This is a genomic window from Candidatus Eremiobacteraceae bacterium, from assembly GCA_036511855.1.
GTDB lineage: Bacteria > Vulcanimicrobiota > Vulcanimicrobiia > Eremiobacterales > Eremiobacteraceae > JABCYQ01.
Window position 1 is genome coordinate 1 of sequence record DATCBN010000025.1, and the last position, 26651, is coordinate 26651.

The following is a 26651-nucleotide window of genomic DNA, read 5'->3' on the forward strand; positions in this document are numbered from 1 at the left end:
CCCGGCGCGCGATGCGATGAGCCGCTCGAAGTCCATGACGTCGGTTATGCTGTTCCCCAGGCGCGTCGACGCGTTTGCGATGATGGTGCCGAACTCCATCACTTGGTCGCTGGGCATCTCGACCGCACCGAGAAGTTCTGCGTAGCCGCGAATGGCGGTCAACGGCGTCCGCAATTGATGTGTGACGAGACTTACGAATTCACTTCTCAAGCCCTCGAGCCGTTTTTGTTCGGTGATATCGCGAAAAGAGCAGACGAGATTCCGGCGATGGGTGCGCCCACCCACCGACGCGCCGGCCATAGAAAGCCAGATCGGCTCAGCGTGGTCGCGGTGCAAGGCGATTTCGATCGTATGCGAGTCCGCCTTCGCAAACGCATCCGAAAGTGCATCGAACGATTCGAAGGCGCCGCGGCGTGCCGGGACTTCAATGCGCGTGAACGCGGCTGCGAGCTTCTTCCCGGCGAGCTCCCGAACGTTCACGCCGGTGATCCGTTCGGCCGCGCGATTCCAGAGCACGACCGCAAGCCGTTCGTCGAGCGTGCAAAATCCCTCGGCCGTCTCGGCGACCAGCGCGTCGTGCTGTTCGCTCTCGCCGGCGAGCCGTTCGAATCGGCGCGCGCGGCCGATGGCCATGCCTCCGTGCGCGGCGAGGATTCGAAGCGCATCGACCGTCGCGTTGTCGAGAACGCGAGCATCTGAGAAGTAGACGGTTGCGACGCCGATGCAGTCTTCATCCGCGATGAGCGGCATCGCGAACGCCGCGCGGATGGCGAACGCTTCTGCCGTCGCTGCAAAACCTGCCCGGCTTTCCTCGTCCGTCCGTACGTCGGGTAAGGTCACATCGGACAACGCGTCGAAGGCGCGCTTTGCCGGATCGCCGGCCTGACGGCCACGATTGAATGTACCTTGCAGATTGGCGAGAAATCGCCACGGGGCAGCCCGATCGCCATACGCGTCGAACGTGCCGTCCGCCGCGTCGGCCGAGACGACTGCCGCGAAGCTGCCCTTTGCGCAGCGCGCGACCGCGCGCGCGACGCCCTCACACACGCCGGCGATCCCGTCGCTGCTCGCGAACTCGAGCAGCAGGTCGGCCAGCTCCGCCATCAGCCTGTCTTCGTGACCGGTGCGGCCGCCGGTGCCGGCGGCGGTGCGGCCGCCGGAGTTCCGAAGCCCTGGCGTACTTGCGCGCCCCATTGCTTGTTCCCGCGGAGATAATCCCACGTGCCGGTGAGCCGCCACCATAAGGTCAACTGGCGGTAGCCGAAATTTTCAGCGACGGCGACGAGATTCAGCAACGCGAGCTCGCGCCAGTGCGGGTAGCGATGGAACGACGCCTCCTCCAGAAGCACCGCGCTCACCGAAATGATGATGCCTAAGACGACGGCGCACAAGGTGTAGACGATGGCGTTGATCGGCGCGAGCAGCCCCATGAGCGCGGCCAGCGGCAGCAATATGTAGCCGGATAGCTCGACGATCGGACCCAAAGCCTCGATGAACAAGAAGTACGGCATGCCGAGCATACCTGCGCGGCCGTAGGCGCGGTTGAAGAGCATCGCGCGATGCTTGTACAGCACTTCGAACATCCCGCGATGCCAGCGGTTGCGCTGCCTGCCCAGAGTCTGCCACGACGCCGGCACCTCGGTCCAGCACACCGTCTGCGGCACGAACAAGATCTCGTAGTCGCGCTTGTTCTCTTTTAGATAGCGCACGATCTTGACGACCAGCTCCTTGTCTTCGCCGACGGTGTCGCTTGAGTAACCGCCCACGGTCTTCGCGGTCGCCTTGTGGAAGAGGCCGAAAGCGCCGGAGACGATCAACATCACATTCAGCGCCGATTGCGCCGTGCGGCCGCACAGAAAAGCGCGCATGTATTCGACGATCTGGAACAATTCGATCGGGCGGCGAGGCAAGCCGACCGACTCGACGCGTCCCTGAATGATCCGACAACCGTTGGCAGCGCGGATGATGCCGCCGGTGACCGGCACGAATGTCGGCCGGTCGAGCATCGGTCTCACGACGTGGAGCAGCGCGTCTTCCTCGAGGATGGCGTCCGCGTCGACCGTGCAGAACAGAGGATAGCGCGATGCATTGATCCCGGCATTGAGCGCGTCCGCTTTGCCGCCGTTCTCTTTGTCGACCACGATCAGCTTTGGATAACCCGGCGACGCATAGAGCGCCCGCACCGGCTTGGAAGGCACCGTCGTCTCGTATTCGAACTCGAGTTTCTCCATCTGAAAGGCTTCGATCAGAGACGCGAGCGTGTTGTCCTTGGAGCCGTCGTTCACGACGACCACTTCGTGTTGCGAGTATTTCAGTCTGAGCAGAGAGCGTACCGATTCGACGATCGTCGTGCCCTCGTTGTACGCGGGGCAGAGGATCGAGATCGGCGGCACGAGGCGCGAGCGGAATATCTGCTCGAGACGTTCCTTGTCGCGCGTCCGCAAGTACCGCTGGACCTCCACGAGCGCGATGAACGTGAACGCGATATATGTGAGGTCGACGAAGATTACGTAGAAAAATACGAGCGCGTTATAGCCGACGACGACCTCGCGCGCGAGATTCCAAGCCGGCGAGCCGAACCATCGCCACTGGAGTAGCATGAGAATCACGCGCGGTTGGGCACCGGGGCGCGGGCCAGACGGGAAGCGGAAAGCAAGACGAGCCGCTGAAGGGCGGATACCGCTGCCCGGCGGGCGATCGAGCCGACCGGCTCGAGCATCGCGCGGCCAAGTATCGTGCGGCCGAGTTCGCCTGAGTCCGCCAGAGCCTCCGCTGCGTGGCGTCTGACCCACCAGACGTCATCGTGCAGTCCGGCGTCGAGCACCTGGAAAAATCGCGTGCTGAGCGCGTCGTCCAACGGCGCTCCCAACGCATGGAGCGCCTTCATCACACGCACGCGGACAAACCAAGCGGCATCGGTGGATGCCGCGAACAGTGACGCGATGCGATCTGTGGCGCCGCCGCGGCCAAGCGCTTCAGCCGCGCGGGCGCGGACCTCGGGCGACTCGTGTTTGAGCGCGCGTTCGGCGGGGCCGAAATCCGACATCCAGCCGATGTCCGCCAGAATGTCCAACGCGAGCGCCGCGATCCGGATATCCTTGTCTTCCACTGCTATGGTGAGCGCCGGGACTGCGGTCATGCCCATGCGCGACAGCACTTCCGCCACGCGAACCTGTTGCCAGCGCGTTGGGTTACGCAAGGCCGCGAGCAACGGCGCCACCGCCACATCCGAACCGATAGCGCCGAGAGCCTCGGCCGCACCGATGCGGACGAACGCGTCCGGATCATCGCCGAACACTTCGATCAGCGCGGGCACCGCGAGACGCGAATGCATCGCGCCCAGCAGCATGCACGTCTTGATGCGCGATTCGACGTTGCGCGACTTGAGGCCGCGCATCGCGGCGGAGATATAACCTGCCTCTTCAAGAATTTTTACGAGCCGCTCGCGCAGCTCGCCGGCGATGAAGATGAGATGGTCGGCGAAGACCTCGCGAACCGCGTCGCCCAGTATCCCCTTCGGCGGCGGAAGCTCGACGACTAGCACATCGTCGATGTACACCTTTCGGCCCTCGCAACGCTGTTCGGCGTCGCCGTCGAAAAGGGGCAGCATCTTGTCGACCATCCAGGCGCGCGCGCGCGCGGCGATCTCCGCACGCCGGACGCGCAAGGTGCGCATCGCGAACATGCACGTGAGGAGAACGACGAGGGAGATCTCAAGACCTACAAGGAGCTGCTCGAGCGACACGAGGGACGGATTCATATGCTATTATTATCGGCCAAGCGGAACCGGTCCTCACGCCGGATCCCCGACTCAACTCACCGCTTGGCCAGCACCGATCGGACGCGCGCCTGCAGCTCGCGTGGGGAAAACGGCTTCACGACGTAGTCGGCGCCGCCGGCCTCGAAGCCCTCGAGGACGTCATGTTCCTGACCTTTGGAGGTGAGGAACATGATCGGGATTCCAGCCGTTTTCGGGTCGCGTTTCAGCTCTTTTGCGACTTCCCAGCCGTCCATGCGCGGCATGAGGACGTCGAGGATGACCAGATCGGGCATGACCTCGCGAACCGCTGCGAGCGCGCTTTCGCCGTCCGGAGCGGACGTCACATCGCAGCCGGCATTGGCCACCGTGAGATGCACCAAGCGACGGATGTCGTTGTCGTCGTCGGCGACGACGACGCGCGGCTTGGGCGGTTGAGCCTCTGGCATAACCCTTATGGCCTTTCGCAGATCGCCTTGATGCGTTGCGCGAGCACGACCGGATCGAACGGCTTGGTGAGGTAACCGTCCGCGCCGGCATCCATGCCGGCCTTCACGTCCGCCGGATCGCTGCGCGCCGACAAGAAGACGATCGGGATGTCGCTTGAGTTTGGGGCGGCCTTGAGACGCCGGCAGATTTCGAGCCCGTCAAGATCCGGGAGCATGCGATCGAGCAGAATGACGTCGGGCCGGCTGCGTTCGATGGCTTCGAGCGCCGCGGCGAAGCTATCGACGGCGACCACATCGAGCTTCCCGAGCAGACGCAACGACAGATCGATGACCCCGAGAATGTCGCGCTCGTCTTCTACTACCAGTACTGTGCGGACTTCCAGTTGCGCGGCTCCTCCTCGCTCCGGCTTCTAGCCGCGCGACTTGCCGCCTGCTCGCGTCGCGCGCGGAGCCTTCGCTTCGAGTGCCTCAAGCCTGGTCTGCAGCGCACGATTGGCTTCGCGCACGCCCGCCAGCTCGTCTCGCAATTGTTTGACCTCGATGGGTTTTGCCAGATGTTCGCGGATCTTTGCGGCCGCGTCTGCACATCGTCGCTTCAACCGGCCGTCGACATCCTGGCTGGCGATGCGCTCGAAGGGCGCGATCGCGGCCTGTTCGTGGAGCGTTTCGAGCGCGTCGATGGCGGCGACGCGGACGTGAAAGCTTCGATCTTCGAGCAGCGCGATCAGAGCGTCGCGCACATCTTTGCGGCCCTCGCCGAGTTTGCCGAGCGCCGCGACGGCTGCGCGCCGCGCCGCGGTGGGCTTGCCGTATGCGGTCCAAGAAAGGCAATCCGGTATCGCACGCTCGTCGCCGAGCTCGGCCAATCCTGCGAGCACGCCCGCGCGCACGGTCTCTTGCCACGACTCTTTTGCCGGCAACGCGGCCAAGAGCACGGCGTGTGCCCGCTCGGATTTCGTGCGGCCGATCGACGTGGCCGCTGCCGCCTCGACGAAATAGGATGCGTCCTTGCGCAACAGCGGTTCGAGCGCCGCGCACGCGGCGTCGGTGCGGAACTCTCCGAGCGCTATCGCCACGGCGCGCCGCGCCTTCGGATGTTTGACCACAAGGCCCGCAACGAGCGCTGCGAATGCCGCGTCGCCCCGGATAGTGCCGAGGGCTCGAGCGGCTTCGGCCTGCACGCCCCAGAACGGATCGCTCTGCACCGTTGCCGACAGCGCAGCCACGGCAGCCGGGGAGGCATCCTTCGCAAGCGCGTGTGCAGCTTCTACCCGGCTCGCGACGCGAGCGTCGGTCTTGAGCTGCGTGACGAGCATCTGCACCGGCACGTCGAGCGCGAGCGTCTTGAGAACATCGGCATCCGGATCGAAGACGAACGTCTGCGGCTTTGTTTTCAACGAAAAGAAGAATGTCTGTTCCGGCGCGTCGCACACGATGTCGAAGTGCTCGGTCTTGCCCCTGCCGAACCCGAACTCGACGGCAACCGGCGTGGCGAACAAAGGCGTGGCTTCGTCGACCGTCTGCGTCTGCGAAACGACGACGACCGCTTGCGACTGCGCCGCATCCCAGGTGTAGCGCACCTTGAATTCGGGATGTCCGGCCTTGAACACCCATTGGTCGAAAAAGGGCGCGAAGTTGCGGCCGGTTGTCTCTTCGATGGCGCGGGCCAGGTCGACGGTCTCGACGTTGCGCCGCTGATTCACGTCGACGTACCGGTGCATCATATCCCAGAATAGCTCGTCCCCGAGCTGCGTGCGGATCATGTGCAGCACGCACGCGCCTTTTTCGTAGAGGTGGCGATCGAAGATCTCGACCGGTTCGTCGAACACGTTCGTGACGATGGCGCGGCGGTAGTGATCGGCATCCTCGTTTCGGTAGCGCAGCTGAAGTTCGAGGCGGTAGTAATCGAAGTCGTCTTTTCCGCGGTCGAATTCGCGGAACAATGCTTCGAAATAGGTGGCAAAGCCCTCGTTGAGCCAGGCATGCGACCAGTCTTTACACGTGAGGAGATCGCCAAACCATTGGTGGGCGAGCTCGTGTGCGACCAGTCCGTCGCTCGAGAAGTCGAGGTGGGCCCGCGCGTCGTGCAAGGTGGTGTCCGTCTGGGTGGTTGCGGTCGTGTTTTCCATGCCGCCGAAGATGAAATCGGCGACCGCGATCTGGGCATACTTCACGTAGGGATACGGGAAGCGAAGTTTGTCGCCGAAAAAGCGCAGCATCTTCGGCGTCTTGCCGAACGACCGCTCGCCGTCCGCTTCGCGGCCCGGATGAACGTAGTACGAGACGGGCACCTCTCCGACCATCGAGGTCTTCTCCGAAAACCGGCCTGCGACGCACGAGACGAGATACGTGACGTGAGGGACGTCCATCGTGAAGTGAAACGTCTTCGTGCGCGGCTTCTTGTCTTGGACTACTTTGGCCAGCGCTCCGTTGCTCAACACGACGAAGTCGCTCGGAACGGTTGCGGTGACCTCGGTTGTGGCTTTCGCGTTAGGATAGTCGATGCACGGAAACCAATAATGCGCATCCTGATCTTGGCCCTGCGTCCAGACCTGCACGGGCTTCTTCGGATAGCCTTCATCCGGGCCGATAAAATAGATGCCTTGCCGCGCCTTGCGAGCTTCGTACTCGACAACCACCGTTGTCGAGCGTCCGGGAGCCAACCGCGGTATCTCTATGCGAAGCTTCGGACCGAGCAATGCGAACTGGAGAGGCGCCCCTTTGGCGCCGAGCACGCGCTTGATGATCAATTGGGCGGCGTCGAGCTCCACCGCGTCCAGGGTTTTGCCGACGGCCGTGAACGTCGTGGCGCACTTGCCGAACAGCGTCTTCGCGTCGAAATCGAACGAGACGGTGAGCGCGATGTGATCGACGCGCGCCGGCCGGTCGGGCGCATATTGCGGCTTTGCGCCCGGCAGCGCGAAGGGACGGCGGCTCGGGCCGAGGCCGGCCGCTTCAGCCCAAGCGAAGCGGCAATAGGCGTGGTTCATGAAACGTCCTTGCTAGTCGACAATCCATTGTACTAGGGCAAGCAGCGCTTGCCCCGGCTTTTTGGGCGAGCGATGCTCGCCCTACTACACACGAGTTACTTCGCGGCAACCGGTTCTCGCTTGTCCGCGGTCACCGTCTGAACCACTTTTGGCGGCGCGAATTCGAAGTGGTCGTGCTCGGCGGTGAAATATCCGAGACCTTGAGTGGCCGTTCGCAGCTCCGTGAGATAGCGCGGCAATTCGGCCTGCGGCACGAGCGCCTTCACGGTATCCCAACCTTTGCGGCCGTCGCAGGGACCAAAGCTCAAGATCTGCCCGCGCTTGCCCGTGACTTGCTGCATGACGGTACTGGTGTAATGCGTGGGCACCGTGATTTGGACGCGCTGGATGGGTTCGAGCAGACTTGGTTTACACTTCGGCAAGCCCTCGCGCATCGCGAGAGCCGCGGCCATCTTGAACGACGCTTCGTTTGAGTCGACGCTGTGATACGATCCGTCGTAGAGCGTCACGCCCACGTCGACCACCGGAAATCCGCCGATCGGCCCCTTGTCGAGTGCTTCGCGGACGCCTTTTTCCACGCCGGGAAAATATTGTTTGGGCACGACGCCGCCGACGATCTTATCGGTGAATTTTATCCCCGCGCCGCGCGCCAATGGCTCGATCTTCAAGTGCACGTCGCCGAACATTCCATGACCGCCGGTTTGGTGCTTGTAGCGGCCTTGCTGCTGCGTCTCGGCTGCGATGGTCTCGCGGTAGGGCACTTGCGGTAGTTGGGTGTCCAACTTGACGTTGTACTTGCGCTGCATCCGCTCGACGGTGATCGTGAGATGCATCTCCCCGTGGCCGCGGAGCACGAGTTCGTCGGTGAATTCGGCCCGTTCCGCCACGATGCTTGGATCTTCGTCTTTCATGCGCACGATCAATTGCGAAAGTTTGGCTTCGTCTCCGCGGTCATGCGGACGCACCGCCATCGCAAAAGAGTGCTTGGGAAGAACAGGCACGGGCAACGTGATTTTCGCGCCGAGAGTGCACAGGGTGTCGCCGGTGTGCGTGGCCTCGAGCCGAGCGATCGCGACGAGGCTGCCGGGCCCAGCGCTTGTGATGGCAGTCTGAGCTTTGCCCTGAAGATCGTAGAGGCCGCCCGGACGTTCTTTTGTTTCGCCACGCGAGGCGCACGAAAGTTGCGCATCTCCCGTCAGCGTTCCGGAAAGAACTTTGACGACTGAAAGTTTGCCGCTCTGGGGGTGGACGAACGTCTTGCATACTTGAGCGACGATGGGTCCGCCGGGGACGGGTTTTATCTCACTGCCGTCGGTGGCCGTGCGCGTGAGGGTGGCGCCGTCGGGGAATTGACGCACTATAAGTTCGAGCACTTGCGGGGCTCCGAAGCCGCGCACGCCGCTGCTCACAAGTACCGGCACGATCTTATCGGCGCTGACATCGGCCGAGAGATCCCGCTCGACCTCGTCGAGGGGCGGCTCCTGGCCTTCGAGGATCTCTTCCATGAGATGATCGTCGAAGTCGGCGAGCGCCTCGAGAAGCTCTTCGCGCGTCTTGTCGACGGCGTGTTCCGGCATCGTTGTGGCTGACGTGGCGCCGTTCTCATCGTACTTGAACGCCTTCATCGCGACGACGTCGATGTAGCCTGCGAATGCGTCTCCCTGGCCTATCGGTTCGTGTTCGGCCACGACGTGGTTGCCGAACCGCTCGCGCAGCGCGGCGTACGTGCCGTGAAAGTCGGCTCCGGGCCGGTCCATGCGGTTGATGACGAAGCAGTGCGGCATGCGCAAGTTTTCGAGATAGTCGACGAGCGTCTCCACTTGCGCGATGCGCTGCGGGTCGGCCTCGACCACGATGACCGCGGCGTCGGCGCCCAGCAGCACGAATTTCGTCTCTTCAAAAAAATCGACCGCCCCCGGGCAATCGATGAGGTTGACGCGGACGTCGCCGGTTCGCAGGTGAGCGAAACCCGGCGCCACAGACATCTGATGATTGATGGACTCGGCGTCGTGATTGGTGGTGGCCGTGCCGTCGGTGACGGCGCCTTTTCTCACGATGGCGTTCGTGTGCGCGAGCAACGCCTCCACAAGCGTGGTCTTGCCGCTATGATGCGGTCCCACGAAGGCCACGTTGCGGACGCCCGTGGCGTTTGGAGTAGCCATATTATGCACCCCCTTTGCAATGACGAAGGTGGCGTTCAAAATGAGAGAGCGCTTTTCGTTCGACGCCTGCGGCGGGGGCGCCTCGCGGCCGGCGCGAACATCCGCTCGATGCTCACCGCTGCGACAGTCCGCGTCAACGAGACGTTTTTTTCGGTTCAAGGTGAGGGATCTTTGGCCGGAGCGCCGTCGTTCTTCATCAGGCTAGATGGCTGCCCGCTTCGCTGCTCGTGGTGCGACACGCCATATGCGCTCGAAGGCACAGCCGGCACCGAGACCGACGTCGCCGCGCTTGGCGCGCTCGCGCGCGGCGTCAACCGGGTCGTCATCACCGGCGGCGAACCGTTGGCACAGGACATCGGCCCGTTGATCGCCGCGTTCGTTCCCGGCACACACGTCACCGTCGAGACGAGCGGCGCGATTTTCGCCGACTTGCCTTTGGTCTCGCTCTTCAGCGTGAGCCCAAAGGTGGGCACTTCGAACTACACGCCCAAGCTGGCGGTGCTGCGGAAGTACTGCGCCACGGCGGGATCGCGTCTTCAGTTGAAATTCGTCATCGGCGACGAGCGCGATCTAGCCGAAGCGCTCGCCTGCCTCGAATCGATAGCGGACTCGTTGCCACGCGCCACGCCCGTCATCTTGCAGCCTGAGAGCGGCCGCGCGGGCACCGGCGAAAGTTATCACGCGTTCATGCGGGATCTCACCGAGCGCTTTCTCGGCGATGCGCGTTGGCGCAGATTCGACGCGCGCGTGCTGCCGCAATTGCACTATCTGCTCTGGGGCGGAGAACCGGGCCGTTGATTTCGATAACGTATTCGTGTCACTTCGACGCCGCCCATCAACTCGAGCTTCCATACGACTCGCCGTGCAACCGGCGCCACGGTCATCGCTATGCGGTGGTGATCGGCGCGTCGGCGTCCGAGCTACAACACGGCATGGTCGTGGACTACAACGTGCTAAAAGGCGTCGTCGATGAATTCGACCACTGCGATTTGAACGAGCGGCCGGAATTCAAAAATCCGCGGTTGCAAACCACGGCGGAGAATATCTGTCAGGTGCTTGCGCGGATGCTTCAGTCGGCTGTGGGCGCCAGAGTTTCGATCGACGAGGTCGTTGTCCGGGAAACGCCGCGCGCCGCCGCACGATGGCGGCGCAACGCCGGGTAGGGTTTTTGTCGCCGGCGCTAGTCGGTGGCCTTTCCGATGGTGATGTCGAGTTTTCCGGCAGCGATTTCGGCGAACGCCGTGCTGACGGCTTTCTCGGGATTGGCTCCTTCGACGAGCGGTTCGGTCTGATTCACGAGTTGCTGTGCGCGAATGCGCGCCGCGTTCACGAGCAGATACTTATTTTCGACGACCTTGAGCAGTTGATCGATATTGCCGAACTGCGAGTGCTTTTTCGAGTTATTCATGATCTCCAAACCGGACCGGCGTCACATCGAGCCTGTCCTGCATGATTATAATTGACGCAAGCTCTCATTATACCACGAAATTGGGGGCCTATGCAACGCGAAGCAGCGGATTTACAGGCGCGTGGTGAGCCCGATGAGGAGACCGCTGAGAGCGGAATGCTCGTTGATATAGTACTTCGCTTCGAGCGTGGCCGATGAACCGACCGCGATCTGGCCGAATGCATCGACGACAAATCCGTTGCCCGGGCGGCTCACGCCGGTCCCGCCATTGTTCACGCCGCTGATGCTGACGAAATCGTATCCGAAACCGCCGCCGAGTCTGAAAGATTTGCCAAGACCGGAATCTTGTTCGAACGTGATGGGGATTTGCGTGATACGCTCGGTGCCCGGCGTGAAGACCGGGCCGAACGGGCCGCCGAATACCTGCTGACCGTTCGGCGTCGACACGGTTTCGTGGCTCGACAGTACAGCTGCTGAGATGCGATAGCCGCCCGAAAGCAGATTGGGTTCGATCGCGAGTTCAAGCGCTAGGTCGCCGTGTTGGTTGACGGACACGCTTCCCGGAGTTGGAACCGACTCCAAGGACGAGCCTGTAGACGTCGGCAAGAACGCGCCGATCCCGACGCTGAGCGGCAACGTGGCGGCAGCCGCGCGTAGTGGCGCGATAGCCGCGATTGCACAGAGTCCGAAGACTGCGAGACCTTGGGGAAGCATTCGCACGTGCGATTTCTCCTTCATCCAGAGAGCGGCCATTCAATCATGCTTCCGCTTCTTTCGGCCTGCCGCGCGGGAATCCCGCGACCTACGCAGCTGCGAGAGATGAAATTGCCGCGCGCGCCATCCGGCGGTCGCGATAGATTTCGGCGACTCCGGAAGGAAGATGTCGCTCGAGACTGTCGGCGAGCAGCGACCTGTGCGCCAGCACGGCGATTCGGATGTGGGGATGATCGGCGCGCACTCGTCGCACGGCCGCGATAAGCGCGGCGATTCCGGGTTCGTCGGCCGCATCCACCGCGTCGAGATCGATGAGCAAGTTCGATTCGCCGGCCGCGGCAGACAAAAGTTCATCGCAGATCTTCGGCGCTGCGATGACGTCGAGCTGGCGCTCGATTCTCAGGCTGCGCCAGCCCGGGCCGGCAAACGATACGCGCATCATCATGATATTGGTCTCCCTTTACCGGCGAAACGTAGGCGCTCGTTCAATCGGTCTTCTGCCTCGGTCGATTTTACCGCGCTCTCATCTAGCCGCTCCAGGCCCGGCCAGGCGTACCGCAGAACGCACCGCGTATGGAGATCGTATGTGTTATCGGCGAGCGACTGTACCACCGTCCCGGCAGCGATTGTCACCGGGAGTTGGAAAAAACCGCGACCGGACCGCTACTTTCATTGACCGCCGCGCAAGCGCACGAAGTGGGCATGGAACCGTGCGGCGTCTGTTTAGGTGATATCGGCGCTAACCACTGAACGGGGCGAGCGCCAAACGCAGTTCTTCCGGCAACGGCATGGACCGAAACGTTTTTCGATCGACGCACACGAGCACGATTTCACAATCGGCGACCCGCACGCCCTGAGCCGTCGCTACCTCGAACGCAAGCGTCATCGACCGGTCGCCTAGCCGCTTGAACCAGACTTCGATGTGCAGCAGATCGTCCAGCCGCGCCGGAGATCGAAATTCGCACGCGTACTTCACGCGCGGCAGCCAACAATCGAAGCGGTCGTAGAGCTTGCCGTATGGAAATCCGGCGGAACGGAACAATTCGCTTTCCGCGATTTCGAAGAAACGCACGTAGGTGCCGTAGAAGATGACGCCGGCGGCGTCGATGTCGCTCCATCGCACGTATTCGTCGATGTGAAAGCGCGCCATCAGACCCCGTTCGTGCGAGGATCAACCACCGCGGGGCAGCCGGCCTTCCTCGACGTCTATGAGGTCGGTCCACGACTTGACGTCCGGCCGGCCGGGTGCGATCTGTTCGCGCTGCTTTTCGAATCGCTCGCGTGACTCGTCGGTCTTTGGCTTCCAGTCGTCGATCTCGGCGTTGAGCGAATCCAGCGCGGCGCCGCGCGGCATGTGTCCGTTGCGGACGAACCACGAGACCACGGCATCGTCGTCGTTCGCGGCGGTCACGACCCCCAAGAACTCCTCGCCGTCCGTGCGCATCGATTCGAAGAGCCGTCGATCCATGGGGCAGTCGAAAATATATTCGCCAAGGGTGCCCGCGGAACGCGCGCGCGCTTTGTCGATGGTGCGCGGGAGCATCGCCACGCCGGCAAGCTTTTCGCGTGGGCTTCGCGGAAACTGCTTGGTCAAGTCCATACGAAGCTATTTGGACGCTCGTCCGGCCGGCTCCCGTGACGCTACAGTGCGCATTTTGAAATCCTCCAAGGAACTCAGGCGCGCGGGCCAAAGTCTGGGCGCGTGATCGCGGAAAGAGCGCTGTCGCAGCGCTGCCCGAAATGTAATGCGCCGGGACTCTCCAAGACGGAGTACCGCTATCCCGTATTGGGATTCAGCGAACATGAACTCGCGTGCATCTCCTGCGGTCTGAGCTTGTGGCCGAAGACCGAAGAATCTCCCTCTCAATCATATTTCCGCTGGCTGATGGACCGCGCGGGTTTCGCGCGCGCCCGGCTTCACGATCCCGTTCCTTGGTAGTGGTTGAGTCCTCGACGCCAAAAGATATAAGCCGCTAAGAACCATATCGCGCCCACCGCCGGTGTCAGCCACCCAAGCACCGGGTTCAATGTATAGCCGTTCTCGTTCGTTTTGTTCAGCAGCGTGGTCGCCGGGAAATAGTTCATGAACGCGAACGGGAACACGTAGCCAAGCACGATGCGCACCCCGCGCGTGTAGATCGACAGCGGATAGCGCGTGAAATCGTTCTCGAGCGACATCACAACCCAGCGCAACGCATCGAGGCGGACGAACCAGAAGGCAAGCGTCGCCACCGCCAATTGCACCGCGAAGTCGATGAGCGATCCGCCGGTCATCGCCGCGAACAACAAAAATACCGTCGACGCCGTCCACTGCAGATGCACCACGGATTGCGCGACGGCGAAAAAGACCAGCGCGAGCACCAATTCGTCCGGCCAGATCTGGCCCGGGGCTGAGAGAACCTGGAAGAGCGGATTTAGCGGACGAACGAGGTAACGGTCGAACGTGCCGTCGCGCACGTATTCGGGCACATTGCCAACCGTGAAGAAAAGCGTGTTGTTGAGCGTGTGACCGAGCATGAAGAGCGTATAGAGGAAGAACACTTCCTGGTAGGTCCAACCGTTCATCGAAGGATAGCGGGTCATGGTGACCCATATCGCGCCAATGGCGACGCCGTGATAGACAAAGCTGAACATCAGCCAGATGACGAAGTTCGCCTTGTACTCGATCATCGTCAAGAAATTGAGGCGCCAGAATTCGCTGTACGCGCGCCAATACCCGGTGAATGCGCCGGTGCTAGCCACCTTGCACCACCACGCGCCGTTCGCCGACGCGCCATAGAGCGGTCGCGCACACGCCGAAGACCGCAACCCAGCACGCCTGCACCGCGAGATGCGTGAGGATGTCCGGCCCTTTGATGAGCCCGATGTACATGGAGATCGGGTCGTTATACAGGCCGGCGAACGGAAGTGCTAGCACGATCTTTTGAAGCGGGCCTGCCGGGAACAACGCGAGCGGCACGAGCGCGCCCGACACCAGGGAGACGATGAACTGCACCATGATCTGAACGCCGAAGATCTCCATCGTCCAAAATGTTATAGTGGCCATGATGAGATCGATGAAATAATTTAGGCCAAATCCCATGAGCACGCTCGCGACGAACGCGATCGCGGCAACCGGATTCGCCGGCGGTTCCACCCGCACGATGAGCAGTGAGAGCAGGAGTGCCGGCACGATCTGCACGATCGAGAAGAGCGTCTGACCCACCGTATCGGAGAAGACGTATAAGGGCACGCTGATGGGGCGCATGAGATCGATCGCGATCGAGCCTTCGCGTATCTTCTCCCGGATGACATAGGCGCCGTCGACATTATAGATGAGGCCCATCACGAGCGCGAGCGTTTGGTAAGTGATCATGCCCTGCAGCGTGATGCCGGCCTGCTCTCCGTTCGTACGGTACAGCGCGGTCCACAGCGTCGCCATGAGAAAGACGCGCAGCAAGATGGACCCGATGCGCGTGAACACCTGGACGCGATAGACGCTTTCGCGATTGAATGCGCGCTTGGCGAATTCGATGTACGCGGTCGCGGCCATCAGTGCGTTCTGGGACCGAAATGCACTTTGATGAGCGGGCTTACGTAGCGGCGCACGTCGGCGATCGGACCAACGCCGTACCACGGAGAGCCGCCGATCAGGTACACGACATCGCCGAGCGTGACCACCGCCATGCCTTGGCGCGGGAACGGCATCCACGGTCCGCTCATCCAACCTTGGTTGATTCCGGCCGAGATCTCCATCGTCTGCGTCGCCGAAGGATCGTCTGCTTGGCTGCCGGGGATGATGCCGCCGATCGCGACCAGCCTGCCTTCGACGGTGGTCAGGCCGAAGTGCGCGCGGCTTTGCAGCATGTGATACCCAAGAGTCCACCGGTTGCGCACTGGGTCGAAGTATTCCACGGAATCGAGAAAGCGGCCATCGTGGGCCGTGCCGCCGACGATCGCTATCTCACCGTTGATGAGCGCCGTGACGCTGCCGATGCGCGACGTCGCGAGGGCGTTTTGCATCAAGCTCCATCTGCCGGTCGCGATGTCGAACACTTCGATCGATGTTTCGTCGTTGCCGTGAGACGATGCCCCGCCGACGAGATAAAGTCTTCCCGCGACTGCCTGCATGCTGGCGCCGTGGCGAGGTACCGGCATGGAACGCATCTCTTCCCACGTGTCGGTCACGGGGTCGTAGCGCCACGCTTTGTTGGTGACTTTGTTCTCGATGCGGCCGCCGGCGAGATAGATGTAGCCTTGATAAGCGGTGGCCGCGGCGTTGTCTACCGATTCCGGAACGGGTGCAGCGGTCTGCCACGTGCCGAGATTCGCGGGGATCGGGCCGCCTTGGCCTTCCGGTGGCGGCGTGCTCGTCACAAGGCTCGGCTGAAGCACAAGCGTTGTGTCGACTTGTTTGCGGTTGCCGTTGAACCCGCCGAATAGGTAGACTCGTCCATTGAGAACTGCCGCGGCCGCATATTGGAGCGGCATTGGCAGAGTCGGCCCTTGCACCCAACTGCCATGGTTAAGGTCCGGGCGAAGCACGTAGCTGGTATCGGATGTCGCGGTGGCGGCCGGCTGCGGCGACGGAGCGGGGCTAGGCGAAGGAGTCGGATCCGCCGCGGCGACCATCATCGCGGCCAGCGCCGCAAATACGTTCATCACGACCGGCCAACCGGTTCGGGCGCAAGCGCGCCCATGCCGCGCTGGTATACTTGTCTGATGATCGTCTCCAATTCGGGCTCGGCTATCGTGATGTCGCGCAACTCGCACTGCGCGGCCAACGCTGTGATGAGTTGGTCCGCACGCACGACGTCGCGATCGAATTCGAATTTCATGGTCGGACCATCGCGGGAAACCACGACAACTCCGGGGAGGTTGATGCTGACGCCGCTGCAGTCTTCCACGAGCTCGACCGTCAGCAACCGCTTGCGTCCGAAGCGGTCGCGGATCCCATCGATGCTCCCGTCGTAAATTTTTTGGCCGTGATCGATGAGCACGATCCGTTCGCAGAGCTTTTCGATGTCGTTGAGGTCGTGTGTGGTGAGCAAAAACGTGGTGCCGCGCTGGATGTTGACGCGCTGGATGAACTTCCGGATCGCTTCTTTAGCGACGACGTCAAGGCCGATCGTCGGTTCATCCAGGAACACGACTTTCGGTTCGTGCAGCATGGCCGCCGCAAAATCGCCGCGCATCCGTTGGCCTAGGCTGAGCTGACGCACCGGCGTTCGGATGAATTCGTCAAGGCCGAGAATTTCGGTGAATTCCGCCAGGTTTCGCGCGTAGGTCTTCTCCGGCACATTGTAGATGGCGCGCAAAAGCCGGAACGATTCCACCAGCGGCAAATCCCAGTACAATTGCGTTCGCTGGCCAAAGACCACGCCGATCTGCTTTCCGTTGGATTGGCGGTCTTTCCAAGGAACGATGCCGTCGACCGTGCACGTGCCGCTCGTGGGCACGAGAATGCCGGTGAGCATTTTGATGGTGGTGGATTTGCCGGCGCCGTTTGGCCCGATGTAGCCGACGATCTCTCCAGTGTCGACTTCGAACGAGACATCGCGCACGGCGTCTTTGGTCTCGTAGTCGCGCGAGAAGAGGTTGGCGAGCGCGCTCCACGCGCCGTCCTTGCGTTTGAGGGTCTTGAACTGCTTGGTCAGCCGGTCGGCGCGGATGATCATCGTAGGCCGCCCGTTCGACGCTGCCTGCACCCTCGCATTTTCAACCTGTGCAATCGTACAGGGTAAGCATCGCTCGCCCATTTGTAGGAGGGCAATCGTACTAGGGCAAGCATCGCTTGCCCCGTACCTGCGATTTTTTATGCGATGGGTGCCAAATTGCGATAGCAGATTGTCGCAACTGCGGCTGTGAGGCTCCACGCCACACAGTCGCCAATGCTCTGGATGATGACGTTTGCCGCGTCCGCGCCCGTGAACCCGAAGGCAACAACTCCAAGGAAGTAACAGCCGAAATTACCAATCGCGAGCAGGATGAACAGGGGGGCGCCGACGCCCAGCGCACGCCGGCGGTTGCCCTTTTCAAACGCGCTAGCGATGCCCAACCGCAACGACAAAACCACGCGGCCGGCGTCAAGCGCGACGCGCGCGAATCCGACCGCAACGCCAAACGCGAGCATGCCCGTGAGCCAGACTACGAGTCCTGTCGTGACCACGGTCAATACGGTGATAGCTGCCGGCTGATTGAACATGCCAAGCGCGATTAAGTACGCGATTGCGATGGCAAATGCCGGCACGGTAGCATAGATCCCCGACAGGAGCGAGGCGACGATGACATTTCCCGTGCGTCGAAGCGGCGAGCTGAAAAACTGATTCAGGCCAATTTGCTTGCCGCGTATCGCGGCGTCAAACATGACGCAAAGCCCGGCCTCGACCATCGGGAATAGCACAATCGCGGTCAACGCGCCGAGCGCCGTGAACCAACCACTATTCAATACGGCTCCGTGCACGCGTAGATGCAGAGCGGCCAGCATTTTGTCGTCTCCCGAGCGATTGGAGAGGCCATTGAACGTGTTGCCGATCAGGCTAAAACGCCCAGCGTAAGCGCGATTTTGCCGGCGTTGCGCAAACATAAATCGATCGCCTTGTCGTATATTTCGCCGACGCTAAGAACGTGATGCACGGCGGTGCTATACTGTATCTATGAATGACGAGCCTCTGAAGATATTCGTTTACGGTACCCTTATGCGCGGATTATCGCGCCACCACTTCATGACCGACGGGCGCTATGAAGGCGAAGCGTCTGCTAAGGGCCGGCTCATATCGCTCGGGGAATACCCGGCATTGCTCGACGGCGCCGGCTCTGTGCGCGGCGAGGTCTATTCGTTCGACGATCTGCCGGCCGCTTTGGACGTACTTGACGATGTCGAAAATTTCGATCCGGCAAATCCCGAGAGCGGCGAGTACGTACGTGAAGCTCGGCGCGTCGTCCGCGATGACGGCGAAGAGATCCGCGCTTGGCTATACGTCTATAACCGGCCGCGCGAAAATGCGCCGATCATCCAAAGCGGCGATTGGCGGCGACAGCCGTAAGACGTCGAGCGCTAGTCGGTTACCAGTCCGACGTCATCGTCGCCGGCTTCACGCGCGGCGTCGAGCACCTTGATGATCGAACCGTAGGGTGTGGCGCTATCTGCAATCAGAGCGATATGCGTGGAATAGCCCGCTCTCTCAGAGTGGAAGCGCACAGTCTCGGCCATGCGATCATAGAGGTCCGAAGCGGTCACGCGTTCGCCGTCGATTGTCGTCGCGCCCGACGCGGTGATCGATACCTCGATGTTTTTCATCGGATGATGTCCGGGGCAGACGATACATTGATGCGAAATATCTTTTTGGAAGCCTGGCGGCGTGTTCAATGAAGCGAGGATCATGAAGATGATCAGCAGCACGAGGAGCACGTCGGTGAACGGGGTGATATTGATCTCGGCCATCGGGCCGTCGTTGCTCGCGCCGGATTGCGTGCCCATTGTGGGCCTCCTTCGCTGCGGGTAATGCGCAGGATCGGGTGGCCCGAGAGTTCGGCGCGGTGATCGCGGCGCCTTGCGGAAGTCGGGGCCAAGATCGCTTGGCCGACAATGAAGGTCGGCCCCTGCAATAAGATGGGGCAAGCGTTGCTTGCCCTAGTACGGATGCCCTGATCCCTCCTACAGACGCGGGTCGGCGGGCATCGAGAGCTTGACCGTATCGCGCGAGAAGAGAAGGTCGAGCGTCCAATCGATGGCGACGCGCAGTTTGCGCTCGAGGGTGGGGATGCGCGTGAGATAGTAGGTGCGCCACAGCCACCATGCTGGGAACCCCGAGATTTTGAATCCGCCGACCATCGCGACCGCGCTTCTTTCGCCGAGGTTTGCCATCTGGCCGATCATCGTGAACGCGAACGGCTTGAGCGGTTTTCCGTCAGCCAACGCCACCATGTTGTTCGCGACGTGCGTGCCTTCGCGCAGCGCATGCTGCGCCGTCGGCGGATATGGCTTCGCGCCTGGTGCCGGCAAGACTTGGGCACAGTCGCCGATCGCCCAAACGCCGGGATGACCGGGAACGGCCAAGTTGGCGTCCACGGGCACGCGCCCGCGCTCGTTTGTGATCCCCAGCGCGGCGATGAGCGGATTGGGCCCGACGCCGCCGGCCCAGATGAACGTCCGGGTCAGAATGCGCGTGCCGTCGCTCAAGTCGATGCCTTCCGCGTCGGCGGCGCGCACTTTCGCGTTCATAAGGACCTCCATGCCGCGCTTGACCAGCGTGCTCGCGGTGAAGGTCGCGAGCTGCTCGCTGAGCTCGGGCAGAACGCGCGATTGAGCGTCCAATAACACAGTGCGGATGTCCGCGGCTGTGAAATTGCTGTATTGCCTAGAAGCGCGACGCACGAACACGTCGAGTTCGGCGGCGGTTTCGACGCCGGCGAAGCCCGCGCCGGCGACGACAAAGGTCAGCAACTGGCGGCGCTGATCTGCGTCTTCCTCGAGTTCGGCTCGTTCGAGCATATCGAGTGCATGGTTGCGGATGCGGATCGCGTCTGTGAGTGTTTTGACCGGCAGCGAGAATTCCGCGACTCCGGGCAGGCCGAAGTAGTTGGACACGCCGCCGACGGCGATCAGCAATTGATCGAATCCCAACTGGTGGCGATGGCCTTGCTCGTGGCTGAACGACACCGTGCGGGTGGCGAGGTCGACAGTGTCGATCTCCGCCTCGAGAAGCTTGATCCGCGGGCAGATGCGTCTGATGTTTTGCACGATATGCCGTGTGTCGATGGAACTGGTGGCGGCTTGCGGCAGCATCGGCGTGAATAGGAAGTAATTTTCGCGGCTGACGAGCGTGACTTGGATATCCTTGTGCCGGCCGGCCAGTGCCTGCAGGCGAAGCGCGGCGTAGACCCCGCCGAATCCGCCGCCGAGTATGAGCATCCGATTCATGGCCGCTGCTCCGAGCAGGCGACGCGCTCCGGCCGCCCAATCCCTTTCTATGCCACAACGCACGAAAATTGCTGCCGCAATCGTCATCGGCTTTGCTACTTTGGTCTTCGCGCTCGCCGGCGCCGAACGACTTCGCGCGGCCGACGGTACGATGCTGCCGAACGGTTGGACGATCACACCGGCCGGAGAGCTGACGCCGCTCGGCACCTTGCCCCTGCGTGTCGTCGAAGATCCGTCGGGCCGATGGCTCGCGGTGTCAAACGCCGGCTACGGTGCCCAATCGGTGACGATCGTCGACGAGCGAACCGGCGTCGTGGCTGCGAGCGCACCCATCGCCAAGTCGTTTTATGGACTTGCGTTCGCATCGGACGGAAAGACGCTCTATGCATCCACCGCCGCCGATGGAGGCATCAGACGATTCGCCTTCGACGCGAATACCGGCGCGTTGCACGATCTCGGCGCATGGACGATCGGCTCGGGATCGCAGTGGATAGCGGGCCTCGCGGTTTCGGCCGATGGACGAGTGGTATACGCTGCATCAACTGCCACCGATGAGCTCATGGCGTTGGACTCTTCGAGCGGCTCAAAGCTCTGGGCCGCAAAAATAGGCACCCAACCATACGCAGTCGCGTTGTCAAGGACCGGCACCAACGCGTATGTGAGCGATTGGACCGGCTCTTCGGTTGACGTCGTGGATGCTGCGTCGGGCGCAAATATCGCTCACATCCAAGTCGGGGCGCATCCGAACGCATTGCTCGCCTCTCCGGACGGTGCAACATTGTACGTCGTGTGCGCGAACGATAACACCGTCTATGCGATCGACACGAAAACGAATTCGGTGCGCGCGCATTTCGATGTCGCGCTGTCTCCAAATTCGCCTGAGGGCTCGACGCCGGACGGCCTCGCACTTTCCACTGATGGGAAGACACTATTCGTCGCCGACGCCGGCAACAACACAGTGGTGGCCTTAGACCTCGCGAGCGGCGAGGTGAACGGGGCGGTGCCGGTTGGATGGTACCCCACCGATATCCTGATCACGCACGATGGTGCCCGACTGGTTGCGCTCGACGGTCACGGCACGCAAGTCCATTCCAATCCGCTGTATCGTCACCCCGATGCGCGGCCGAAATCCAAACAAGGTGCGAATCCCGACGAATATTACGTCGCGGAGTTGGCCACCGGGGATCTGGAACGACTCGCGATGCCGGATCAGAAAACGCTCGCCTCAGGATTGATCGTCGCGCGCGGCAACGTTCCACGCATCACAAACACTATCGACTGTTACAGCGTAGACTACAGCCTGAACTGCTCCCCGTTTGACCACGGTCGCATTTCTCCAGCGCCAACGCACGTCATCTACGTCATCAAAGAGAACCGGACGTATGACGAAGTGCTCGGCGATGACCCACGGGGCAACGGCGAGCGCGATCTCGCTATCTTCGGGAAGAGAATAACCCCTAATATTCATAGCCTCGCCGACAGCTTCGTCCTTCTCGACGATTTCGATGTGGATGCCGAAGTGTCGGCCGACGGCCACAATTGGTCGACGGCCGCGTACTCGACCGACTACGTCGATAAGCTTTGGCCGTCAACGTACTCGCACCGCAGGCAAGATTACGATTACGAAGGCAGCGCAGCGTCGCGACCGTCGGCGGGGTACATCTGGGATGCCGCGATCGCAAAGGGCTTAAGCGTGCGCGACTACGGCGAGTATACCGATTTTTCAACGAAGGCGGGCGATCTGGAAAAGCCTGTGGTCTCATCGTTGGTGGGCCGCATCGACCAGCATTACCGCGGCTTCGACCTGCAGGTCACGGATCAGTCGCGAACGGATGAATGGCTCCGCGAATTCAAAGAATTTGTCAAAAACGGGCAACTGCCGGCGTTCGAAATCGTCCGTCTGCCCAACGACCATACTTCGGCCACACGTCCGGGCATGCCGACGCCGTACGCGATGGTGGCCGACAACGACCTCGCGCTCGGCCGGATGATCGACGCACTGAGCCATAGTAAGTATTGGAAAAACACCGTCGTGTTCGTGCTTGAGGACGACGCCCAGGCCGGCCCGGATCACGTCAGCGATCACCGCACTGAAGCGCTCGTGATCGGTGCGCAGGTTAAGCGCGGATTCGTCGACCACACACACTACACCACCTCCGGCATGATCCGGACCATCGAAGGCATCCTCGGTCTCGAACACATGAGCCAGTTCGACGCAAATGCGCGCTTGATGGATTTGGACTTCGCGGCAATCGCAAACACGGCGCCATGGTCGGCGATCCGCGAGACGGTCGACCTCAAGGCCGTTAATCCACCGGATGCTTCGGGAGCGAAGGCCTCGATGCGACTAGACCTGAGCGGCGCCGACCGCGCAAATGAAGCGGCGTTCAATCGCATACTTATGGATTGGGCGAAGTCGCAGACGCACTAGAAGAGTGAGATTCAAAAATGGTCAGTAGGGCCGAGGTTTATCCTCGGCCTCGGCGAGCTTTAGCTCGCCAGTTAATAGGTCGGCTGGGCAAGCGATGCTTGCCCTTCTACAAAAAAGTCCTGGCCGACCATAAAGGTCGGCCCCACAGAAATGAGCGGCGCCGACCTGAAATGTAGGGCCGAGGTTTATCCTCGGCTTCGGCGAGCTTTAGCTCGCCGGTTAATAGGCCGGCTGGGCAAGCGATGCTTGCCCTCCTACAATAAATCCTGGCCGACCATAAAAGTCGGCCACACAGACATATTTGACTTAAAGCTCGCCGTCGAAGTAGTCCAGGTGGGGTGACGCGCGCACGCGCAGACGGCGGCCGCTGATGCTCACTTTGTCCGAATCCGGGTAGTGACACACGTCCTCCACCTCGTCCATGCCGAGCAGAAACACTTTGCATGGCGTGTCGCTGCCGTTGAGGAGTTGGTGCGCGCCGGTGTCGCCGACGGGAAACGCGATCACATCGCCCGGCCGGCACTCAAATGTTCCGCGCGGAGTGCGGATGGTCGGCCGGCCTTCCCAAACCAAGAACATCTCTTCTTCGAGTTGATGCGAGTGAAGCGGACAGAATTTCTTGCCCGGCGCCAGTTCGACCATCCAATAGCCGAGCTTGCGTGCGCCGATCGGGTTCCCGATCTCGTACAGGGTTGCTTCGTATCCGCCGGGATCCACTTCGTACTGCGCGGCGATCTCATCGATGTTGATGCGGTTGACGTACGCGTCGGTCCGCGATTGCAGGCATTCGCCGATAATGCGGTCGGCGTCGGCGAACAAGCACGCGCCGTCGCCGACGAGAAGGACGTCCAGTCGCAGCGCCCACAATTTGCGAAGCGACATCACCGCGGCGCGAGGGTCCAGCAGTTTGTCGTCGTCGAGCAGGCGCAGGCTTCCCGCCGGATCTCCCCACAATGCGTCGCCGACAATGGCCGCGTTAAGTTTCGGCAATGACAGCGCGATCTCGCCGGGGCTTTTCATGCCGTCAAACGCGATGACGCGGGCGCCTGCGAACGGCTCGTCGCCGTCATTTAACACGCGGTCGACGGGGCCGGTGAGCAGCGGCGCGTCGCCTTTGCTCGCGGCGATCTTCGCGCCGAATTGCGCTGCTACTTCGCGCGCCATCCGCTCGTGATCGCGATTCGTGACGATCACCCAGGCCGCGCCGCCGCGTTCGGCTAGTTCTGCGGACTGCTCGGGGAGCAGCGCGAGGGGATCGACGACGACATTGCCGCCCGGTATCGTCAAGAAATACGAGTTGAAGAACACGCGTCTTGCCGGTTGCCAGACCGACCACATGAAGACGCCCGGGATCACGGTGGGCTGCATGACGTCCTTGCCTTTCCTACGAGCAACGATTCGATGATGTTCAGCAGATGATCGGGCTCGAACGGCTTAACCACGAGGCCGTTGCCGATGAGATCCATCTCGGCGCGCAGTGCGGCGTCGGTGTTGCGCGCGGTGACGAATAGCACCGGCACATCGAAGAGACCTGGGTCTTTGCGCAGTTCCCGGCAGAAATCGAGACCGTCCTTTTGCGGCATGAGGAGGTCGGTTAGGACGATGTCGGGCCGCCGTCCGCGCGCGAGCGCGAGCGCCCCGGCCCCATCTCCGGCTTCAACCACTTCATATCCGGAGAACTCGAGGAACTGGCGCAAGACCGATCTTAACACCGGTTCGTCGTCGACGAGGAGAATATGCTTCACGCCGGTTTTTTGGACGACCGGCCGAAGTCGACCGGTTGAATGATGGAACTCTTCGCCGCGACGCTTTCGGCTGGGAACTCCACGGTCACCGTCGTCCCTGTGCCAACGACGCTTGATACCGCGATGGTGCCATGCATCTGCTCGACAAGCCGAGCCACGATCGCAAGTCCGAGACCCGTGCCTCGGATGGCCGTGCCGGGGCGCTCAACTCGATAAAAGCGGTCGAAGATATGCGGAAGATCGCGCTCGGGAATTCCCAGTCCGGTATCGGCGACCGCGAGACGGACTCGCGCCGGCGACCGCTCGACCGTGACCGTCACAAGTCCGGTTCCGGGCGTGAACTTGAGAGCGTTGCCGACGAGGTTGGCCACAACACGGCGAAGTGAGGCTTCATCGCCGCGCATGACCGTAGGCGCGGACGGCAGACGCAACTCGACCGGCGGTGCTTTTTCGTCCGCGAGTTCCCGGAAGCTTTCGACTTCAGAGCGCGCGACCTCAACGACGTCGACATCGGCCTCCGGACGGCGAGCTTCATCCGCGTCGATCTTCCCAACTTCGAGCAGATCATCCACGAGGAGATTGAGCCGTTTCGTCTCGCGTTCCAAGAGACCGACCAGCGTCCGGTCTTCGTCGTCAAATGAATAGCGCGGCGCTATCTTCGATACGAGCAAGGCGCACAACGTGCGCAACGTGGTGGCGGGGGTGCGGAGTTCGTGACTAGCGGTTCCGATGAAATCCGCGCGCACCCGCATCTGCCGTTCGAGATCATCCTTGGCGGTCACGAGTTGGTCGACGAGCGCGCGCCGGTCTGTGATGTCGCGCGACACGGCGATAAGGCCGGTCATCTTGCCATCGGCGTCGCGCTGCGCGGTAAAGGCGATCCCCGCCCAGTACGTGCTTCCGTCGGCGCGCGCGCGCGCGGTCTCCAAGTACATATAGCCGAGCCTAGACACCGTTGACCGGATCTCTGCGAGCGTCGTCGCGCTGAGCGCGACCGCGTTGATATCGTACACCGATTTGTCGATGAGGTCTGCTGTCTTGCAGCGGAGTTCCTTGGCAAGCGCGGCGTTGGCGTACCGGACCGTGCCGTCCGTGCTCACCAGCATCACGCCTTCACTGACCGATTCGACGACCGCCGCAAGCTTGCGCGACTCCGCCACTGTCGACTGCAACTGGCGAGTGCGGGCGGCCACTCGCTCCTCGAGACTTTCGTTGAGGACGCGCACGCGACGGTTGATCTGTCCGACCACCTCGATCGGCCATGCGAGCACCAGCCACAGCACGAACGCGCCGGCAGCGAACCACCACGGCTTGACGGATTGAACGGACGTAGCCGGTTCGACCACGAGCTGCCATTGCCGGTCTGCGAACTTGATGGGGAACGTCTGGGCGAATGGACCGGCGCCTTGACTGCCGGGCGGCCAGCTCGCCTGAAGGCGGCCGGTGCTGTCGTCAAGCGTGAATTTTGTGGGCGGAAGCGTCGCGCGCAAGTCGTCGATGAGCAAAGCGTGGACGTCGATACGAGCGACCACGTCGCCCTGCGCCTCGCGGTCGATGATGATCGGTGCTGCCGCGAAAACATACAACGGTCCGCTCACGTCGCCGCGATGCCGTGCCAATCGAAGCACTTCGGATGCGGCCATCGACTTTGTTAAGTCGGCTCGAGCCTGGACGATGTTGACCGCGGTTATCGTTTGAAACGAGATGTCTGGCGATTTAAGCCCAGAATGCTGCAAATCGCTCGGACCACTTGGGGTCACGAGCACGACGTGATCGCCGTTCCCGTTGAAATAGTCGATCGTGCGCAGCGCCGGATATTGTCCGAGCGCCCTGCGTGCCCCGGCTTCGAAGACCCGCCGGTCAAACCCATTTGCTTCGATGCCCGCCGCAAGCGAGTTTATGGCGACGAGCGTGTTGTCGATGCGCTCCGCTTCGCGTTGTGCCGCTTGGGCTCCGATCCGGCGCACTTCGTTTGAAACTCTAAAGCCGAGCCATGCGGTGGAGAATTGATACAGAAAGAACGCGCCAAACGCAAGGACCACGCCGGCGAGCAGCTGCGCGATGCGAACGCTGACGGCGCGGTCCTTGGTCAC

The 26651-nt window shown here is 61.9% G+C and carries 27 protein-coding genes; 5 read left to right on the plus strand and 22 right to left on the minus strand.

Features of this window, described 5'->3' with window-relative positions; all coding sequences use genetic code 11:
• The 7 genes from VII69_03830 to VII69_03860 form a co-directional block, all read right to left on the minus strand.
• On the minus strand, positions 1–1194 hold a 1194-nt coding region (locus VII69_03830), incomplete at its 3' end, for a histidine kinase dimerization/phospho-acceptor domain-containing protein (GenBank protein HEY5094230.1).
• Entirely contained in the window at positions 1104–2600 is a 1497-nt protein-coding gene (locus VII69_03835) for a glycosyltransferase (GenBank protein HEY5094231.1), read from the minus strand. The genes VII69_03835 and VII69_03830, both read right to left, overlap by 91 nt.
• 5 nt (positions 2601–2605) lie before the next feature.
• Positions 2606–3760 (minus strand): HEAT repeat domain-containing protein, encoded by a 1155-nt coding sequence (locus VII69_03840; protein ID HEY5094232.1) that lies wholly within the window; start codon positions 3758–3760, stop codon positions 2606–2608.
• Positions 3761–3816: 56 nt separating this feature from the next.
• Positions 3817–4206, minus strand: coding sequence for a response regulator (locus VII69_03845; protein HEY5094233.1), 390 nt, complete (start codon positions 4204–4206; stop codon positions 3817–3819).
• 5 nt (positions 4207–4211) lie between these two features.
• Positions 4212–4589 (minus strand): response regulator, encoded by a 378-nt coding sequence (locus VII69_03850; protein HEY5094234.1) that lies wholly within the window; start codon positions 4587–4589, stop codon positions 4212–4214.
• A 27-nt stretch (positions 4590–4616) separates the two neighbouring features.
• On the minus strand, positions 4617–7196 hold the full coding sequence (locus tag VII69_03855; GenBank protein HEY5094235.1) for a M1 family aminopeptidase: 2580 nt from the start codon (positions 7194–7196) through the stop codon (positions 4617–4619).
• Positions 7197–7291: 95 nt separating this feature from the next.
• Positions 7292–9358 carry an elongation factor G gene (locus VII69_03860; protein HEY5094236.1) on the minus strand — a complete coding sequence of 689 codons (2067 nt, stop codon included), beginning with the start codon at positions 9356–9358 and terminating at the stop codon, positions 7292–7294.
• A 108-nt stretch (positions 9359–9466) separates the two neighbouring features.
• On the opposite strand from VII69_03860, the gene VII69_03865 reads away from it, so the two are divergent.
• Positions 9467–10156 (plus strand): 7-carboxy-7-deazaguanine synthase QueE, encoded by a 690-nt coding sequence (locus VII69_03865; protein HEY5094237.1) that lies wholly within the window; start codon positions 9467–9469, stop codon positions 10154–10156.
• The gene (locus VII69_03870; GenBank protein ID HEY5094238.1) at positions 10153–10521 is read left to right on the plus strand and encodes a 6-carboxytetrahydropterin synthase; all 369 of its coding nucleotides are present in this window, start codon (positions 10153–10155) and stop codon (positions 10519–10521) included. The genes VII69_03865 and VII69_03870 overlap by 4 nt, the downstream gene beginning before the upstream one ends.
• Positions 10522–10538: 17 nt before the next feature.
• Here the strand turns inward: VII69_03870 and rpoZ are convergent, their stop codons facing one another.
• The 5 genes from rpoZ to VII69_03895 all read right to left on the minus strand — a co-directional run bounded on the left by rpoZ (position 10539) and on the right by VII69_03895 (position 13080).
• Positions 10539–10766, minus strand: coding sequence for a DNA-directed RNA polymerase subunit omega (rpoZ, locus tag VII69_03875; GenBank protein HEY5094239.1), 228 nt, complete (start codon positions 10764–10766; stop codon positions 10539–10541).
• A 111-nt stretch (positions 10767–10877) separates the two neighbouring features.
• Positions 10878–11519 (minus strand): hypothetical protein, encoded by a 642-nt coding sequence (locus VII69_03880; GenBank protein ID HEY5094240.1) that lies wholly within the window; start codon positions 11517–11519, stop codon positions 10878–10880.
• 49 nt (positions 11520–11568) lie between these two features.
• Positions 11569–11925, minus strand: coding sequence for an STAS domain-containing protein (locus tag VII69_03885; protein ID HEY5094241.1), 357 nt, complete (start codon positions 11923–11925; stop codon positions 11569–11571).
• 294 nt (positions 11926–12219) lie between these two features.
• Positions 12220–12630, minus strand: a complete 411-nt coding sequence (locus tag VII69_03890; protein ID HEY5094242.1) for a thioesterase family protein — start codon at positions 12628–12630, stop codon at positions 12220–12222.
• A 21-nt stretch (positions 12631–12651) separates the two neighbouring features.
• A complete protein-coding gene (locus VII69_03895) occupies positions 12652–13080 on the minus strand; it encodes a DUF5069 domain-containing protein (GenBank protein ID HEY5094243.1) in 429 nt (142 codons plus the stop codon).
• A gap of 102 nt (positions 13081–13182) precedes the next feature.
• Between VII69_03895 and VII69_03900 the strand changes: the two genes are divergently transcribed.
• Positions 13183–13419, plus strand: coding sequence for a hypothetical protein (locus VII69_03900; protein ID HEY5094244.1), 237 nt, complete (start codon positions 13183–13185; stop codon positions 13417–13419).
• On the opposite strand, the gene VII69_03905 is transcribed toward VII69_03900, so the two are convergent.
• From VII69_03905 to VII69_03925, 5 genes are all read right to left on the minus strand, one after another.
• Positions 13398–14222, minus strand: a complete 825-nt coding sequence (locus VII69_03905) for an ABC-2 family transporter protein (protein HEY5094245.1) — start codon at positions 14220–14222, stop codon at positions 13398–13400. The genes VII69_03900 and VII69_03905 overlap by 22 nt on opposite strands.
• Complete coding sequence (locus tag VII69_03910) at positions 14215–15012, minus strand: ABC-2 family transporter protein (GenBank protein ID HEY5094246.1); 798 nt, start codon at positions 15010–15012, stop codon at positions 14215–14217. The genes VII69_03905 and VII69_03910 overlap by 8 nt, the downstream gene beginning before the upstream one ends.
• Positions 15012–16121 (minus strand): kelch repeat-containing protein, encoded by a 1110-nt coding sequence (locus tag VII69_03915; protein ID HEY5094247.1) that lies wholly within the window; start codon positions 16119–16121, stop codon positions 15012–15014. The genes VII69_03910 and VII69_03915 overlap by 1 nt, the downstream gene beginning before the upstream one ends.
• Positions 16121–17137 carry an ATP-binding cassette domain-containing protein gene (locus VII69_03920; protein HEY5094248.1) on the minus strand — a complete coding sequence of 339 codons (1017 nt, stop codon included), beginning with the start codon at positions 17135–17137 and terminating at the stop codon, positions 16121–16123. Before VII69_03920 ends, VII69_03915 begins: the two co-directional genes overlap by 1 nt.
• Before the next feature lie 137 nt (positions 17138–17274).
• Positions 17275–17946: a hypothetical protein gene (locus VII69_03925; GenBank protein HEY5094249.1), complete on the minus strand. Its 672-nt coding sequence runs from the start codon at positions 17944–17946 to the stop codon at positions 17275–17277.
• Between the two features lie 169 nt (positions 17947–18115).
• On the opposite strand from VII69_03925, the gene VII69_03930 reads away from it, so the two are divergent.
• Positions 18116–18505 carry a gamma-glutamylcyclotransferase family protein gene (locus tag VII69_03930; protein ID HEY5094250.1) on the plus strand — a complete coding sequence of 130 codons (390 nt, stop codon included), beginning with the start codon at positions 18116–18118 and terminating at the stop codon, positions 18503–18505.
• An 11-nt stretch (positions 18506–18516) separates the two neighbouring features.
• Here the strand turns inward: VII69_03930 and VII69_03935 are convergent, their stop codons facing one another.
• Together VII69_03935 and VII69_03940 are read right to left on the minus strand one after the other, a co-directional pair.
• On the minus strand, positions 18517–18939 hold the full coding sequence (locus tag VII69_03935; protein HEY5094251.1) for a biopolymer transporter ExbD: 423 nt from the start codon (positions 18937–18939) through the stop codon (positions 18517–18519).
• Between the two features lie 177 nt (positions 18940–19116).
• Positions 19117–20382, minus strand: coding sequence for an NAD(P)/FAD-dependent oxidoreductase (locus VII69_03940; GenBank protein ID HEY5094252.1), 1266 nt, complete (start codon positions 20380–20382; stop codon positions 19117–19119).
• Positions 20383–20431: 49 nt separating this feature from the next.
• Here VII69_03940 and VII69_03945 point away from each other — a divergent pair, with 49 nt between their 5' ends.
• Positions 20432–22813: a beta-propeller fold lactonase family protein gene (locus tag VII69_03945; GenBank protein HEY5094253.1), complete on the plus strand. Its 2382-nt coding sequence runs from the start codon at positions 20432–20434 to the stop codon at positions 22811–22813.
• 306 nt (positions 22814–23119) lie between these two features.
• Here VII69_03945 and VII69_03950 read toward each other — a convergent pair whose 3' ends face one another.
• Genes VII69_03950 through VII69_03960 form a run of 3 tightly spaced genes read right to left on the minus strand, consistent with a single transcriptional unit; the run spans position 23120 to position 26651 of the window.
• Complete coding sequence (locus tag VII69_03950) at positions 23120–24181, minus strand: cupin domain-containing protein (protein ID HEY5094254.1); 1062 nt, start codon at positions 24179–24181, stop codon at positions 23120–23122.
• Entirely contained in the window at positions 24166–24558 is a 393-nt protein-coding gene (locus tag VII69_03955; protein HEY5094255.1) for a response regulator, read from the minus strand. Before VII69_03955 ends, VII69_03950 begins: the two co-directional genes overlap by 16 nt.
• Positions 24555–26651: an ATP-binding protein gene (locus VII69_03960; protein HEY5094256.1), complete on the minus strand. Its 2097-nt coding sequence runs from the start codon at positions 26649–26651 to the stop codon at positions 24555–24557. Before VII69_03960 ends, VII69_03955 begins: the two co-directional genes overlap by 4 nt.